General features: G+C 69.5%; 16 protein-coding genes and 1 riboswitch. Of the genes, 9 read left to right on the top strand and 7 right to left on the bottom strand.

Translation table 11 applies throughout. The features are described from left to right. Window positions 1-13 precede the first annotated feature (13 nt). Complete coding sequence (locus ACFQ6S_RS25590; RefSeq protein WP_383414115.1) at window positions 14-958, bottom strand: glucosyl-3-phosphoglycerate synthase; 945 nt, start codon at window positions 956-958, stop codon at window positions 14-16. A 173-nt stretch (window positions 959-1,131) separates the two neighbouring features. Next, window positions 1,132-1,301: riboswitch (SAM riboswitch) on the top strand. Between the two features lie 18 nt (window positions 1,302-1,319). Here ACFQ6S_RS25590 and thrC point away from each other — a divergent pair. The 7 genes from thrC (at window position 1,320) to ACFQ6S_RS25555 (ending at window position 9,660) form a co-directional block, all read left to right on the top strand. Beyond that, window positions 1,320-2,606, top strand: a complete 1,287-nt coding sequence (gene thrC, locus ACFQ6S_RS25585) for a threonine synthase (RefSeq protein ID WP_383414112.1) — start codon at window positions 1,320-1,322, stop codon at window positions 2,604-2,606. Between the two features lie 46 nt (window positions 2,607-2,652). After that, window positions 2,653-2,928 (top strand): ubiquitin-like small modifier protein 1, encoded by a 276-nt coding sequence (locus tag ACFQ6S_RS25580; RefSeq protein WP_128432056.1) that lies wholly within the window; start codon window positions 2,653-2,655, stop codon window positions 2,926-2,928. Window positions 2,929-3,380: 452 nt separating this feature from the next. Further along, window positions 3,381-3,587, top strand: coding sequence for a cold-shock protein (locus tag ACFQ6S_RS25575; protein WP_007493268.1), 207 nt, complete (start codon window positions 3,381-3,383; stop codon window positions 3,585-3,587). A gap of 378 nt (window positions 3,588-3,965) precedes the next feature. Next, on the top strand, window positions 3,966-5,588 hold the full coding sequence (groL, locus tag ACFQ6S_RS25570; RefSeq protein WP_383414108.1) for a chaperonin GroEL: 1,623 nt from the start codon (window positions 3,966-3,968) through the stop codon (window positions 5,586-5,588). 289 nt (window positions 5,589-5,877) lie between these two features. After that, the gene (locus ACFQ6S_RS25565) at window positions 5,878-7,005 is read left to right on the top strand and encodes an NADH:flavin oxidoreductase (protein WP_383414105.1); all 1,128 of its coding nucleotides are present in this window, start codon (window positions 5,878-5,880) and stop codon (window positions 7,003-7,005) included. Between the two features lie 28 nt (window positions 7,006-7,033). Next, on the top strand, window positions 7,034-7,894 hold the full coding sequence (locus ACFQ6S_RS25560) for a metallophosphoesterase family protein (protein ID WP_383414102.1): 861 nt from the start codon (window positions 7,034-7,036) through the stop codon (window positions 7,892-7,894). A gap of 287 nt (window positions 7,895-8,181) precedes the next feature. Next, window positions 8,182-9,660, top strand: coding sequence for an MFS transporter (locus ACFQ6S_RS25555; protein ID WP_383414099.1), 1,479 nt, complete (start codon window positions 8,182-8,184; stop codon window positions 9,658-9,660). Between the two features lie 3 nt (window positions 9,661-9,663). Here the strand turns inward: ACFQ6S_RS25555 and ACFQ6S_RS25550 are convergent, their stop codons facing one another. From ACFQ6S_RS25550 to ACFQ6S_RS25530, 5 genes are all read right to left on the bottom strand, one after another. Next, on the bottom strand, window positions 9,664-10,239 hold the full coding sequence (locus ACFQ6S_RS25550) for a hypothetical protein (RefSeq protein ID WP_383414096.1): 576 nt from the start codon (window positions 10,237-10,239) through the stop codon (window positions 9,664-9,666). Between the two features lie 38 nt (window positions 10,240-10,277). Continuing rightward, window positions 10,278-10,811 (bottom strand): DinB family protein, encoded by a 534-nt coding sequence (locus ACFQ6S_RS25545; protein ID WP_383414093.1) that lies wholly within the window; start codon window positions 10,809-10,811, stop codon window positions 10,278-10,280. Between the two features lie 61 nt (window positions 10,812-10,872). Then, the gene (locus ACFQ6S_RS25540) at window positions 10,873-11,703 is read right to left on the bottom strand and encodes an aldo/keto reductase (protein WP_383414090.1); all 831 of its coding nucleotides are present in this window, start codon (window positions 11,701-11,703) and stop codon (window positions 10,873-10,875) included. Window positions 11,704-11,712: 9 nt separating this feature from the next. Further along, window positions 11,713-12,663 (bottom strand): N-acetylmuramic acid 6-phosphate etherase, encoded by a 951-nt coding sequence (murQ, locus tag ACFQ6S_RS25535; protein WP_383414088.1) that lies wholly within the window; start codon window positions 12,661-12,663, stop codon window positions 11,713-11,715. A 44-nt stretch (window positions 12,664-12,707) separates the two neighbouring features. Beyond that, a complete protein-coding gene (locus tag ACFQ6S_RS25530; protein WP_383414085.1) occupies window positions 12,708-13,619 on the bottom strand; it encodes a MurR/RpiR family transcriptional regulator in 912 nt (303 codons plus the stop codon). Between the two features lie 55 nt (window positions 13,620-13,674). Between ACFQ6S_RS25530 and ACFQ6S_RS25525 the strand changes: the two genes are divergently transcribed. Together ACFQ6S_RS25525 and ACFQ6S_RS25520 are read left to right on the top strand one after the other, a co-directional pair. Further along, entirely contained in the window at window positions 13,675-14,061 is a 387-nt protein-coding gene (locus ACFQ6S_RS25525; protein WP_383414082.1) for a hypothetical protein, read from the top strand. 25 nt (window positions 14,062-14,086) lie between these two features. Beyond that, window positions 14,087-14,356: a DUF4031 domain-containing protein gene (locus ACFQ6S_RS25520; protein WP_383414079.1), complete on the top strand. Its 270-nt coding sequence runs from the start codon at window positions 14,087-14,089 to the stop codon at window positions 14,354-14,356. Window positions 14,357-14,405: 49 nt separating this feature from the next. Here the strand turns inward: ACFQ6S_RS25520 and ACFQ6S_RS25515 are convergent, their stop codons facing one another. Continuing rightward, a complete protein-coding gene (locus tag ACFQ6S_RS25515) occupies window positions 14,406-14,879 on the bottom strand; it encodes a carboxymuconolactone decarboxylase family protein (RefSeq protein ID WP_383414077.1) in 474 nt (157 codons plus the stop codon). Window positions 14,880-14,926: the final 47 nt, after the last annotated feature.

The raw sequence follows: 14,926 nt of genomic DNA, 5'->3' as shown, positions 1-14,926 counted from the left end.
CGGTTTCCGGCGTTTACGCGACCTTCCGCGTCGCATACTCGGCGATCTCCACCATCGGCGGCCGTTCCTCCGTGTCCACGGAGTACGTACGTGGCTCGAACCCGTCCTCGCCGCGCTCGAACTGGGTCAGCGAAGGCCGGACCAGATGCCCGCGGGCCAGCCTCAGCTGGGCCGTGCGGTAGATCGCGGCGGACATCCGGCCCAGGGCCTGTCCGTCCTGGTGGCGGTGCTTGCGCACCCCCACGTCCACCTGGGCCAGCGCGTCCAGGCCCACCAGATGCAGGGCGTCGACCAGCATGCCCAGCTCGACGCCGTATCCGACGGGGAACGGCAGCTGCTCCAGCAGCGACCTGCGTGCCGCGTACTCGCCGCCCAGCGGCTGCACGAAACCGGCGAGCTGCGGCCAGTGCATGTTCAGCAGCGGGCGCGCCATGAGCTCGGTCACCCGGCCGCCCTGTCCGGCCGCCGAGCCGAGCGGGCGGTCGTACATCGCCTTGACCAGATCCACGCCGGGGTCGGTGAGCAGCGGGCCGACGATGCCCGAGACGAAGTCGGAGGAGAACTCCCTGAGGTCGGCGTCGATGAAGCAGACGATGTCCCCGCTCGTCACGAGCAGGGAGCGCCAGAGCACCTCGCCCTTGCCGGGGACGGCCGGGAGGTGCGGGAGGATCTCGTCCCGGTGCACCACCCGAGCGCCCGCCGCGGCGGCCACCTCGGAGGTGCGGTCGGTGGATCCCGAGTCGACGACGACGATCTCGTCGACCAGCGGAACCTGCCGGACCAGGTCATGGGCGATGATCGCGACGATGTCGCCGACCGTCTCCTCCTCGTTGAGTGCGGGCAGCACCACGGAGACCGACTGACCCGTACGCTGCTTGGCGGCCAGGATCTGGTGCAGCGGGCGATCGGCAACGGACCAGGAGCGGCTGTTCAGCCAGCGGTCGACTTCTTCCAGCACGGTCGGCGGCTCCTCACTGTCGGGATGCGTGCCCGTCGCGTCAGCGGCAGAATCATCGCAGTCATCTCGCGGTTCGGACGGCTCTCTCAACTGTCCTGGCGTTCGGTTACAGTCTTGAACAACGCGGATGACCATCGCATGTCCGAGGTCGACCGTCGTCCACAACCGAATACCGCTCATCCAGAGGGGCAGAGGGATACGGCCCGATGAAGCCCCGGCAACCCTCCAGTCGGTTCTCGTAGATCAGCGTCGATCGTCACCGTTGATCGTCTCCGCGAGGCTCCCGGCTAGGGAAGGTGCCAAATCCGTCTCACGACGAGATGCGTCGTGAGGAAGATGAGGAGAAAGGGCCTCGCCTCACATGGCTGTGCAGACTGTTGCAAGCACCACCGACTCCACCGTAGACCTCGGTCCCGCCGCGGCGCTGTCCTGCCGCGAGTGCGGTCACCGGGTCCCTCTCGGCCCGGTCTTCGCGTGCGAGGAGTGTTTCGGCCCGCTGGAGATCGCGTACGACTTCTCGGCCTATGACGCCGAGGAGCTCCGCAAGCGGATCGAAGCGGGCCCCGCGAACATCTGGCGCTATGCGCCCCTGCTGCCCGTCCCGGCCGACGTGGCGACCAAGCCGAACATCAACCCCGGGTGGACCAAGCTCGTCCAGGCCGACAACCTCGGAGCCGAGCTCGGCGTCGACGCCGGCAAGCTGTTCGTCAAGGACGACTCCGGCAACCCGACGCACTCCTTCAAGGACCGCGTGGTCGCTCAGGCCATCGAGGCCGCGCGCGCCTTCAACTTCACCACCCTCTCCTGCTCATCCACCGGCAACCTCGCCGGTGCGGTGGGCGCCGCCGCGGCCCGCGCCGGCTTCCGGTCCTGTGTGTTCATCCCGCACGACCTCGAGCAGGGCAAGGTCGTCATGGCCGCGGTCTACGGCGGCGAGCTCGTCGGCATCGAGGGCAACTACGACGACGTGAACCGTTTCTGCTCCGAGCTGATCGGCGACCCGGCCGGCGAGGGCTGGGGCTTCGTCAACGTCAACCTGCGGCCGTACTACGCCGAGGGCTCCAAGACCCTGGCGTACGAGATCTGCGAGCAGCTCGGCTGGCAGCTCCCCGACCAGCTGGTCGTGCCGATCGCCTCGGGCTCGCAGCTCACGAAGATCGACAAGGGGCTCCAGGAGCTGATCAAGCTCGGGCTCGTCGAGGACAAGCCGTACAAGATCTTCGGTGCGCAGGCCGAGGGCTGCTCGCCGGTGTCGACGGCGTTCAAGGCCGGCCACGACGTGGTCCGCCCCCAGAAGCCGAACACCATCGCCAAGTCGCTGGCGATCGGCAACCCGGCCGACGGTCCGTACGTCCTGGACATCGCCCGCCGCACGGGTGGTTTCGTGGAGGACGTGACGGACGAGCAGGTCGTCGACGCGATTCGGCTGCTCGCCCGGACCGAGGGGATCTTCGCGGAGACCGCCGGTGGAGTGACCGTGGGTGTGACGCAGAAGCTGATCGAGAACGGTGTGCTGGACCCGAGTCTCACGACCGTCGTGCTCAACACCGGCGATGGGCTGAAGACGTTGGACGCGGTGGCCGGTACGGGGCTGACTGCGACGATTCGTCCCAACCTGGACTCGTTCCGCGAGGCCGGTCTCGTCTGAGACGCCTGTCCCACCGAACCTGCACACTGACCGGAGGTCACACCGTATGAGCGTCAACGTCCGCATCCCCACCATCCTGCGCACCTACACGGGTGGCCAGGCCGAGGTCGCCGCCGAAGGCGCCACCCTCGGCGAGGTCATCGCCGACCTGGAGAAGAACCACACCGGGATCGCCGCCCGGGTTCTCGACGACCAGGGCAAGCTGCGTCGGTTCGTCAATGTGTACGTCAATGACGACGACGTGCGTTTCGAGCAGGGGCTGGAGACGGCCACTCCCGACGGTGCGGGCGTTTCCATCATCCCGGCCGTCGCCGGCGGCTGACCGAGGCTGACCGAATGACCGATCATTACCTTCGGTAACTCAGGTTACTGAGAGTTCATCGAATTGCCCCCTCCGTGAGAGAAGCGGAGGGGGCAATTCTGTGTGGTTGAGCGAGGTACAGTTGGGGAACGTGCCGCCGATCTCCGAGTCGGTTGCCCTTGATTTCTGCCGTAAGCCCGACAAGAAGTAGCCAAAGTGTGCGGGTTTTTTGCGGCTTTTGTTCCGTATGCCGGGTCCGACTTGACCTGAAGTCAGCGGAATTGTCCCCACATTCCCGACCGGTCGTGCCCGGATTTCTCGTCCGATTGACCTGTTGCAGACGGCAGTTGGGCAGATACATTCAGCCGCGGTCGACGCGTTCCGGCGCACGCCCCCGACCGATGGGGGGTGAGGTCTGACCCGGATCCGCGAAGTGTGGATCTGTGCAAGGGCCAGTAATAGGGGAGTTAGGCATGGCTCAGGGCACCGTCAAGTGGTTCAACGCGGAGAAGGGGTACGGCTTCATCGCGGTCGACGGTGGTGCGGATGTTTTCGTCCACTACAGCGCGATCCAGATGGACGGGTACCGCACCCTGGAAGAGGGCCAGCGAGTCGATTTCGAGATCTCGCAGGGTCAGAAGGGGCCGCAGGCGGACATGGTCCGACTGGCGACCGGCTGAAGCACGCGTCGACTTAAAGCAGCGACGTTCTTCTTCGAAGGGCCCGCACCTCCAGGGGTGCGGGCCCTTCGCCGTGCTCGGGACCTGTCCACGTCCGGGCGCAGTGCCCGGCTCGATCCCTGAGAGCCGCTTGCTCCCACCCGCCACCCGACCACCACCCCTCAACGAGCGCCCGCTTCGCGAGCGCGCCTTGCACTCTCATGGGTCGAGTGCTAATCATTGCGTTAGCACTCTGAAGGTGAGAGTGACAACGAAGGACCGGGTCGGTGAGGCCCGCAGGCCGGGTGGGGCAAGGAACCACAAGGCATGCGAGCCGTCCGTCGCGGGCGCGGGCGCGGTCCGAAGGAATCACCCCCAGTCCTGGAGGGACCACTTCACATGGCCAAGATCATCGCGTTCGACGAGGAGGCGCGGCGCGGCCTCGAGCGCGGCATGAACCAGCTCGCGGACGCCGTGAAGGTGACGCTCGGCCCCAAGGGCCGCAACGTCGTCCTCGAGAAGAAGTGGGGCGCCCCCACGATCACCAACGATGGTGTCTCCATCGCCAAGGAGATCGAGCTCGAGGACCCGTACGAGAAGATCGGCGCCGAGCTGGTCAAGGAAGTCGCCAAGAAGACGGACGACGTCGCCGGTGACGGTACGACCACGGCGACCGTTCTCGCCCAGGCCCTCGTGAAGGAAGGCCTGCGCAACGTAGCCGCCGGCGCCAACCCGATGGCCCTCAAGCGCGGTATCGAGCGCGCCGTCGAGGCCGTCTCCGCCGCCCTGCTCGAGCAGGCGAAGGACGTCGAGACCAAGGAGCAGATCGCCTCCACGGCCTCCATCTCCGCCGCCGACACCCAGATCGGCGAGCTCATCGCCGAGGCGATGGACAAGGTCGGCAAGGAAGGCGTCATCACCGTCGAGGAGTCCCAGACCTTCGGTCTGGAGCTGGAGCTCACCGAGGGTATGCGCTTCGACAAGGGCTACATCTCGGCGTACTTCGCCACCGACATGGAGCGGATGGAGGCGTCGCTCGACGACCCGTACATCCTGATCGCCAACTCCAAGATCGGCTCCGTCAAGGACCTGCTCCCGCTCCTGGAGAAGGTCATGCAGTCGGGCAAGCCGCTGCTGATCATCGCCGAGGACGTCGAGGGCGAGGCCCTGTCGACCCTGGTCGTCAACAAGATCCGCGGCACCTTCAAGTCCGTCGCCGTCAAGGCCCCGGGCTTCGGTGACCGCCGCAAGGCGATGCTGAACGACATCGCCATCCTCACCGGTGGCGAGGTCATCTCCGAGGAGGTCGGTCTCAAGCTCGAGAACACCTCCCTGGACCTCCTGGGCAAGGCCCGCAAGGTCGTCATCACCAAGGACGAGACCACCATCGTCGACGGTGCCGGCTCCTCGGAGCAGGTCGCGGGCCGGGTCAACCAGATCCGCGCCGAGATCGAGAACAGCGACTCGGACTACGACCGCGAGAAGCTGCAGGAGCGCCTGGCGAAGCTCGCCGGCGGTGTCGCGGTCATCAAGGCCGGTGCCGCCACCGAGGTGGAGCTCAAGGAGCGCAAGCACCGCATCGAGGACGCCGTGCGCAACGCCAAGGCGGCCGTCGAGGAGGGCATCGTCGCCGGTGGTGGCGTGGCCCTGCTGCAGGCCTCCGGTGTCTTCGAGAAGCTGGACCTCGAGGGTGACGAGGCGACCGGCGCCAACGCCGTGAAGCTCGCCCTGGAGGCCCCGCTCAAGCAGATCGCCGTCAACGGTGGTCTCGAGGGTGGCGTCGTCGTGGAGAAGGTCCGCAACCTTCAGGTCGGTCACGGCCTGAACGCCGCGACCGGTGAGTACGTCGACATGATCGCCGAGGGCATCATCGACCCGGCGAAGGTGACGCGTTCCGCGCTGCAGAACGCCGCGTCGATCGCCGCGCTGTTCCTCACCACCGAGGCCGTCATCGCCGACAAGCCGGAGAAGGCCGCCGCGCCTGCCGGTGGCGGCATGCCGGGCGGTGACATGGACTTCTGATCGACGTCGGGGGCTTCGGCCTCCGGTTGATCAACGTCCTTGCCGAGGGCGGCACTCCCTGTTGCGACAGGGGGTGCCGCCCTCGGTGTTTTGGCGGGTGGGAGGTGGTTCGTGGTTGCCCGCACAGCTCCCCGCGCCCTGGAGGGACGTCCGCTGCACGCCCCTCACGAAACAGAACCCCCTCCTCGGGAATGCGTGACCTCGCGTGACCGGTTGCTTAAGGTGGTGCAACAATGCGCGTGCACATACTGACCGGTTCAACCGACCCCACTTTCGAGGAGCCCTCCACGTGACCGTCACCGAGCCCGCCGCCTCCCGCGCGGCCCAGATCCTGTCCCGGCCGACCGTGATCAACGGCCTCACCGTCCCGAACCGCATCGTGATGGCGCCGATGACCCGGATGTTCTCGCCGGGCGGCGTCCCCGGTGAGGACGTGCTGTCGTACTACTCGCGTCGGGCCGCCGCCGGAGTGGGGCTGATCGTCACCGAGGGGACGTACGTCGGCCATGAGTCGGCCGGGCAGAGCGATCGGGTGCCGCGGTTCCACGGAGAGGACCAGCTGGCCGGGTGGGCGAAGGTCGCCGAGGGTGTGCACGCGGCGGGCGGCACCATCGTGCCGCAGCTGTGGCACATCGGCATGGTGCGCAAGCAGGGCCAGCCGCCCTTCGCCGACGCCCCCGCCGTCGGCCCCTCGGGTCTGCGCATCGGCGCGGATGAGGCCACCGGCAGGGCGATGACCCGGCAGGACCTCGACGACGTGATCGGCGCCTTCGCCGAGGCCGCCGCGGACGCCGAGCGCATCGGCTTCGACGGCGTGGAGATCCACGGCGCCCACGGCTACCTGGTCGACCAGTTCCTGTGGTCGGGCACCAACCGCCGTACGGACGCCTACGGCGGTGACCCGGTCGCCCGTACGCAGTTCGGGGCGGAGATCGTGGCCGCCGTACGCGAGAAGGTCTCGCCCGACTTCCCGGTCATCTTCCGCTACTCGCAGTGGAAGCAGGAGGCCTACGACGCCCGCCTCGCCGAGACCCCGGAGGAGCTGGAGGCCATCCTGGCCCCGCTCGCCGCGGCCGGCGTCGACGCCTTCCACGCCTCCACCCGCCGCTACTGGATCCCGGAGTTCGAAGGCTCCGACCTCAACCTGGCGGGCTGGACGAAGAAGCTGACCGGCAGGCCCACCATCACCGTCGGCTCGGTCGGCCTGGACGGCGAGTTCCTCGGCGCGTTCGCCGGTCAGGGCTCCGCGCTCAAGGGGATCGACGACCTCCTGGACCGTCTGGAGGCCGAGGAGTTCGACTTCGTGGCGGTCGGCCGGGCGCTGCTCCAGGACCCGGAGTGGGCGGCAAAGGTGCTGGACGGGCGGTTCGGCGAGCTGGCCGCGTATGACGCGGCGTCGCTGAAGAGCCTGAGCTGAGGCCCGACTCGCCGCTACCGTCGGAGAGATGAGGATCCTTCATCTCTCCGACACGCATCTTGAGAAGACCGACGCCCCGAACAAATACGGCGTCAACGCCACCGACTCGCTCCGGCTGATGCTCGCCGAGCTGAGCCGGCTGCGGGACGTCGACGCGATCGTCGTCACGGGGGACATCGCGGACGACGGCGCCGTGGAGGCGTACGCGGCCGTACGGGAGCTGGTGGGCGAGTTCGCGCGGACGCTCGCCGCGCCGGTCTTCTACACGACCGGCAATCACGACGAGCGCGTGGCCTTCGGCAAAGTGCTGGGCAGCGGGCATGCGGAGCCGGAGCTGGTCCTGGACTCCGAGGCCGGCGAGCGGGCTGCCGTGAGCACGGTCGGGGGCCTGCGGTTCGTGACGCTGGACTCGCTGGTGCCGGGGAAGGTGCACGGCCGCTTGAGCAGGGCTCAACTGGACTGGTTGAAGGGCGTGTTGAGCACCCCGGCCGAACAGGGCACCGTCCTCGCCCTCCACCACCCGCCGATCGCCCTCGGCATCTCGGCGACCCAGCCGGTCTTCGGCCTGCGCGACCCGGGCGACCTCGCGGCGGCGATCCGGGGAAGCGATGTGCGCCTCGTCCTGGCCGGGCACTACCACCTCCAGCTCTTCGGCTTCCTGGCCGCTGTGCCGGTCTGGGTCACCCCCGGCGTCGTCAGCCGCGTCGACCTGACGACGGCACCCGGCACGGAACGCGTGGTGCGTGGGGCGTCGGCCTCCCTGGTGGAGCTTGGTGGCGCGGACGGGCCGCTTTTCCACACCTTCCACGCACGCGACCCCCGGGCGCACGAGACGGTGTACGAGCTGGACGAGGGTCAGGTGCGGGCGATGGTGGACCGGGAGGGCTGAGCCGAGTCACGCCCCTGGCCGGCCTCAGGAGCGCGTAAGAGTCAAAGGATCGCCTTGACGGCATCCCCGGTTCGCGGGCCGAAGCACCCTCAAGCGCGACAGCTCCCGGATCGTCGACATCTGGACCACCGCACGGGGCGACGGCAACGACTCCAAGAAGGTGCGGGTGGGCCGGCGGTGTGAGCGGGGCGTGGCCTGCGTCGCTTGAGTAAGTCAATCAACTGACTTAAGGTTGCCTAGGTCAATTACGTACCTCTTCCTGCTCGCACGCCGACGGAGGCCCCGCCATGTCCGAAAGCCCTGCCCCTCCCACCGAGGCCGGGGGTGGCGCCCCGCCGAGGTCGAACGCCGTGGTGGCGGTGCTGGCCTTCGCCGGGATCGTCGTCTCGCTGATGCAGACGCTGGTCATCCCGATCGTCCCGGAGCTGCCGAAGCTGCTGGACGCCCCCGCCTCGGACACCGCCTGGGCCGTCACGGCGACGCTGCTCGCCGCCGCCGTCGCGACTCCCGTGATGGGGCGGCTCGGCGACATGTACGGCAAGCGGCGGATGCTGCTGGTCAGCGTCGTCCTGCTGGTGGCGGGCTCCGTCGTCTGCGCCCTGAGCGATGCGCTGGTCCCGATGATCGTCGGTCGCGTGCTGCAGGGTCTTGCCTCCGGTGTGATCCCGCTCGGCATCAGCATCATGCGGGACGAACTGCCCGCCGAGCGCCTCGGGTCCGCCACCGCCCTGATGAGTGCCTCGCTCGGGATCGGCGGTGCGCTCGGTCTGCCCGCCGCCGCGCTCATCGCGGACAACTTCGACTGGCACGTCCTGTTCTGGACGTCGGCCGGCATGGGTGTCGTGGCGATGGTGTGCGTGCTGCTGTTCGTGCCCGAGTCGAAGGTGCGCACCGGGGGCCGCTTCGACCTGGTCGGAGGCATAGGCATGGCGGCCGGGCTCATGTGTCTGCTGCTGGGTATCTCCAAGGGCGCAGACTGGGGCTGGACCGGCGGTACGACGCTCGGTCTGTTCGTGGCGGCCGTGGTGATCCTGCTCGCCTGGGGCTGGTGGGAGCTGCGCACCGACCAGCCGCTGGTCGACCTCCGTACGACCGCCCGCCGTCAGGTGCTGGTCACCAACCTGGCCTCGATCGCGGTCGGCTTCGCGATGTTCGCGATGAGCCTGGTCATCCCCCAGCTCCTCCAGCTGCCCGCGCAGACGGGCTACGGTCTCGGCAAGTCGATGCTGGTCGCGGGCCTGTGCATGGCCCCGTCGGGCCTGGTCATGATGGCGACGGCCCCGGTGTCGGCGGCGATCTCGCGGGCCAAGGGACCGAAGGTCACGCTGATGATCGGCGTCCTGATCGTGGCCGCCGGCTACGGCCTCAACATCGTCCTGATGTCCGAGGTCTGGCACTTCATCCTGGTCGCCTGCATCATCGGCGCCGGCGTCGGCTTCGGCTACGGCTCGATGCCCGCCCTCATCATGAGCGCCGTGCCCGCGTCGGAGACGGCCGCCGCGAACAGCCTCAACACGCTGATGCGTTCCCTCGGTACGTCCACGGCGAGTGCCGTCGCGGGCGTCATCCTCGCCCAGATGACGACCGACCTCGGCGGTTATGCCCTCCCGTCCGAGAACGCCTTCAAGGTCGTCCTCGCGGTGGGCGCCGGAGCGGCGCTGCTGGCGTTCGTGGTGGCGTCGTTCATTCCGCGGCAGGGGCTGGCCGCAGCCGGGGAGCCCGTGGCGCGGACGGCGGCGGAGCCGGCGCGAGCGACGGCCAAGTAGCCGCTACAGATTGCCCATCGGCTCGATGTCGACCTTCACCGGAGTGCCCCAGACGCGCAGCACCTCGTAGTCGGTGAACTCGTGCACCAGCCGGTAGGCCATGGCGGGACGCGGCCCGTGACGCTGGGCCGCGAGATACAGCTCGGCCTCCCGGCGGTCGCGGCGCGGGGTGCCGCAGAGCTGCCACTCCTGTCCGTTCCACAGCTCGGGCAGCCAGCGCTGCTGGGGCTGCGGGCGGTCGCCGCGGACGCCGTAGCGGGACGGCACGGGGTGCTCGGGGGAGCGGGGGACCGCCGGGCCGGTGCCGTTGTACTCGGAACGGCGGGCCGCCCGGCGCCGGGTCTCGCAGAGCAGGCACAGATCGGGCGCCGCGGGGTCCACCGGCCCGCCCGGATGTTCCGGACACCGGGTCGTCCGGGCGGCGGTGGTGACACTCTCGTCGAGCAGGTCGAGGGCGCGGCGCAGATCCGCCTTGACCTCGTGCAGCCTGGCGTCCGGCGTGTCGGTGGTCAGGGCCTCGCCGTGCTCGCCGAGGAGGCGGAGGGCTCGGCCCAGTGCCGTCAGTTGGGCGTGGTTCATGGACCCAGTGTGCAGTCCCACGCCCTTCACGCCATCTCTCAGCCCATGCTCTTCGCCCCGTCCAGGGACTCGCGGATGATGTCGGCGTGGCCGGAGTGCTGCGCCGTCTCCGCGATGATGTGCAGCAGCACCCTGCGGGCCGACCAGCGGGCACCGGGCTCGAACCACGGGGCCTCCGGCAGCGGGTGGGAGGCGTTCAGGTCGGGCAGGTCCGCGACCAGCTTGTCGGTCAGCCCGGCCACTTCCTCGTACGCCGCCAGGACGCCCTCCAGCGTCTCGCCGGGCAGCATCCGGAAGTCGTCCGCCCGCTTCGCGAAGTCGGCCTCGGTCATGTTCTTGAAGTCGCCCATGGCCGACGGGCCCCGCTGGATGAATTCCGCCCAGCGCCCTTCCGTCGACGTGACGTGCTTGATCAGGCCGCCGAGACACAGCTCACTGGCCGTGGTCCGCTGCCCCGCCTGCTCGTCGGTGAGGTCCCGGGTGGTGAACCGCAGGAAGTGCCGGTGCTTGGCCAGCGTCTCCAGGAGGTCGGTGCGCTCGTCGCTGACGGCTACGTTCGTGGTGTCGGTCATGAGGCTTACGGTAGGCGCCGTTTAGGTCAGATCCTGTCCGCATTCCGCAGCGGCGACCGGGCTATTTCGTCAGCCGCTCGTACTGGTCCTCGGTGAGCTGCACGGCGCCGGCCGCCACGTTCTCCTCCAGGTGCGCGACGCTCGACGTCCCCGGGATCGGGAGGACCGCCGGCGAGTGGGCGAGGAGCCAGGCGAGGGCGACCTGGGTCGGCGTGGCGTCGACTTCCTGCGCGATCGCGGCGATCTGCGACGACCGCGCTCCCGATGTGCCGGCCGCCGCAGGCCGCCACGGCAGGAAGGCGATGCCCGCCTCCTCGCACGCCTTGAGGACGGGCTCGTGCTCACGGTCGAGGAGGTTGTACCGGTTCTGAACGCTGGCGATGTCCACGACGGCGCGTGCTTCGGCGAGTTCGGCGACGGTGACCTCGGAGAGGCCGATCCGGCCGATCTTGCCTTCGTCGCGCAGGTCGCGGAGGGCGCCGAGCTGGTCGGCGATGGGGACGCCCGGGTCGAGGCGGTGGAGCTGGAGCAGTTCGATCCGGTCGAGGCGGAGGCGGAGCAGGGCCTCGTCGACCTGGTCGCGCAGATCGGCGGGTTCGCCCGCGTGCCGCCAGCCCTCGCCCGAGGTGGTGTGGCGGATGCCGACCTTCGTGGCGATCACGAGGTCGGCCGGGTACGGGTGCAGCGCCTCGGCGAGGAGATCCTCGTTCGCTCCCCAGCCGTACAGGTGTGCCGTGTCGATCAGCGTGACACCGAGCTCGACGGCCCGCCGGGCGACCGCGATGCAGGTGGCGCGGTCCTCGGCGGTCTCCGGGCGTAGATGCATCGCGCCGAATCCGAGCCGTCGTACTTCCAGATCGCCGCCGACGCGGAAGGTCTTCGGTGCCGTCATGTGGTCACGCTAACAGGGGAGTTGCTCAGCCCCCGCCGTTTTCAGCGCCGCCCGCAGGTGACCGTCGGCGTCGGCCAGGAACCCGGTCGCCGTAGGCCCGTCCACGTCCGCCAGCAGGACGAGGATCGCCGTCTTGACCTCCCCGCCCGCCTCGGTCAGGGCGCGTTCGATGTCGGCGTCGGCCGCGCCTGTGGCGAGGGCGACGATGCGGCGGGAGCGGGCCCGGAGCTTGTCGTTGGAGGCTCGGACGTCGACCATCAGGTTTCCGTAGGTCTTGCCCAGGCGGATCATCGTGATCGTCGAGAGCATGTTGAGGACCAGCTTCTGGGCCGTGCCCGCCTTCAGGCGCGTCGAGCCGGTGAGGAGTTCCGGGCCCGCGACGATCTCGATGCCGTGCTCGGCGGCCGCCGCCAGGGCGCTGTCCGGGTTGCAGGACAGGCCGATCGTCAACGCACCCTGCGTGCGGGCGTGTTCGACCGCGCCGATGGCGTACGGGGTGCGGCCGGAGGCGGAGATGCCGACCACCGTGTCGGTGGGGGTGAGCACGAGGGCGTCGAGGTCGGTGCGGGCCAGGTCCTTGGAGTCCTCGGCGCCCTCGATCGAGGTGACCATCGCCTCGGGGCCGCCCGCGATGAGCCCGACGACCTGGGTGGGGTCGGTGTTGAAGGTGGGCGGGCACTCGGAGGCGTCGAGGACACCGAGGCGGCCGGCGGTGCCTGCGCCGGCGTAGACGAGGCGGCCGCCCTGGGCCATCCGTTCCGCGATGGCGTCGATGGCGGCGGCGATCTGGGGGAGGCGCTGTGCCACGGCGGTGGGTACGGCCGCGTCCTCGCCGTTCATGAGCCGGGCGATGTCGAGGGTGGGGAGCTGGTCGATCTCGGCCAGTTCGGGGCGGAACGCCTCGGTGGTCAGGGTGTCCAACTCGGCGCGGAGATCACGGGGGTTGGATGTCGAGGTCATGAGAGACGGCTCTTTCCGATGTGCGGTGTCCTCGGGCTCAAGGTCTAACGACGATGCCGGTGCGCCAGCGCCTCGTAGGACGCGGCCAGCGCCGGTGCCGCCGTGTCGTACGTCCGCTGAGCGACCCCCACGAACAGACAGTCCACGACCAGCAGCTGACTGGTCCGCGACGACATCGCAGCAGGTCGCAGCTCGCTCTCCCGGGCCGTCGACGTCGTGAGGATGTGATCGGCGTACTGGGTCACGGGCCCGTCCGGACGCCCGGTGATGGCGACGGTCGTAGCCCCGTGCTCGAACGCGACCCGCAACGGCTCGATGACGTCACCGGTGGACCCGGAGTGGGTGATGGCGATGGCCACGTCACCGGTGCGCAGTTGCACCGCGTTCGTCACGGCGAGATGCGGGTCGCTGTGGGCATGGGCTATCAGCCCTATGCGCAACAGCTTCTGGGCGAGGTCCTGGGCGACCAGACCCGAAGCCCCGACGCCGTACACATCGATCCGGCGGGCCCCGGCGGCGGCCGCGACGGCCGCGCCCAGCTGGACCGTGTCCAGCCCGGCGGCCGTGTCGGCGAGGGTCTGCTGCTCGTCGTAGGCGAGCTTGGCGACGACGTCGGCGATCGGGTCGTCCACCGCGATGTCGGTCGTTATGGCGGGGGCGCGGCCCGACTGCTGCTGGGCGGCGAGGCCGGCCAGGGCGAGGCGCAGATCGCGGTAGCCGGGGTAGCCGAGGAGGCGGGCGGTGCGCACCACCGTGGCCTCGCTGGTGCCGGTGAGTTCGGCGAGGCCGGTGACCGTGAGGGCCGCGCAGCCCGCCGGGTCGTTCGCGACCGCTTCCGCGACGCGCTGCATGGAGCGGGTCATCGACGGGGCGAGCGTGCGCACCTTGGCCGCGAGGGCGGCGGGCGCCGGGGCCGCGCTCGCGCGACCGAAAGTTTCCTTCACTTCATTGGTCACACCTGAAAGGTATTTTCAGGACCGTGTCCTGGTCAAGAGTGCGCACAATAGGTGCATGGAACCCGTCACTCCGCTGGAACAGGCGCTGCACACCGCCCGCGCCCTCGTGCTCGCCGACCTGGTCGCGGGCGAGGTCGCCGAGGCGGACGTGGTGTCGCTGGTCGAGGAGTCGGTCGTACAGCGGCGCTGGTGGGTGGAGCAGTGGCCGGACGGCGCGGAGTATGTGGCCGGGCTGGTCGCCCAGGACGTACAGGACGCGCTGCTGGACCGGTACGGACGCTGGCCGCTGTGCCCGGTGTGCGGCGCCGGCGATCCGCACGCGCTGGACGTCGAGCCGGAACTGGGGCCCGATCCGCACTGGGTGTGCCACAAGGCGGGCGTGAAGGTCGCGGCGGTGGGGTCGCTGGGACCGGCCGCCGCGGGTGAGGCGCCGTCCTCGTGAGGCGCTTCGTGGCGCCGGTGACGTCGTGACGATCTACATCGACCCGCCCACCTGGCCGGGCCACGGCCGGATGTGGTCCCACCTCGTGAGCGATGTGTCGTACGACGAACTGCACGCCTTCGCCGAGGGGTTGGACGTGCCGCGGCGGGCCTTCGAGCGGGACCACTACGACATCCCCTCGCACCGGTACGCCGACGCGGTGCGCGCCGGCGCGGTGGAGGTCAGCAGCCGTGAGGTGGTGCGGTTGCTGCAGGAGGCGGGGCTGCGCAGGGCGAAGGGGCGAGGGTGGGGCTGACGCCCCCTCGGCCTCGCGCCCCCTCGGCCTCGCGCCGGGCCTCTTCCGGTTACGCGAACTGTCCGGGCCGGTAGGAGCCGGCCGGCTGCTGGACCAGCACGTTCATCCGGTTGAAGGCGTTGATCAGGGCGATCAGGGACACCAGCGCGCCGAGCTGCTCCTCGTCGTAGTGCTTGGCGGCGCTCTCCCAGACCTCGTCCGGTACGCCGCCGGCCGCGTCGGCGATACGGGTGCCCTCCTCCGTCAGTGCCAGCGCGGCGCGCTCGGCCTCGGTGAAGACGGTGGCCTCGCGCCAGGCGGCGACGAGATTGAGGCGGACGGTGTCCTCACCTGCGGCGACGGCGTCCTTGAAGTGCATGTCGGTGCAGAAACCGCAGCCGTTGATCTGGCTGGCGCGCAGCGTGACCATGTTCTGCGTAGAGACGGGCAGCGACGAGTCATGGAGCACCTTGCCCGCCGAGGCGATGTACTTCATGAACTTGCCGACGGTCGGGATCTCAAGGGCGTTCAGGCGAGCGCTCATGGCGAACTCCTCGGTCATGGGGCCGTGGTCGGTGGTTACACAGCTAT

Origin of the sequence: Streptomyces sp. NPDC056479 (assembly GCF_042795335.1) — a bacterium.
In the GTDB taxonomy this organism is placed as follows: domain Bacteria; phylum Actinomycetota; class Actinomycetes; order Streptomycetales; family Streptomycetaceae; genus Streptomyces.
Note: the sequence above shows the minus strand (reverse complement) of the source record. Positions and strands in the feature narration are given on the sequence as shown.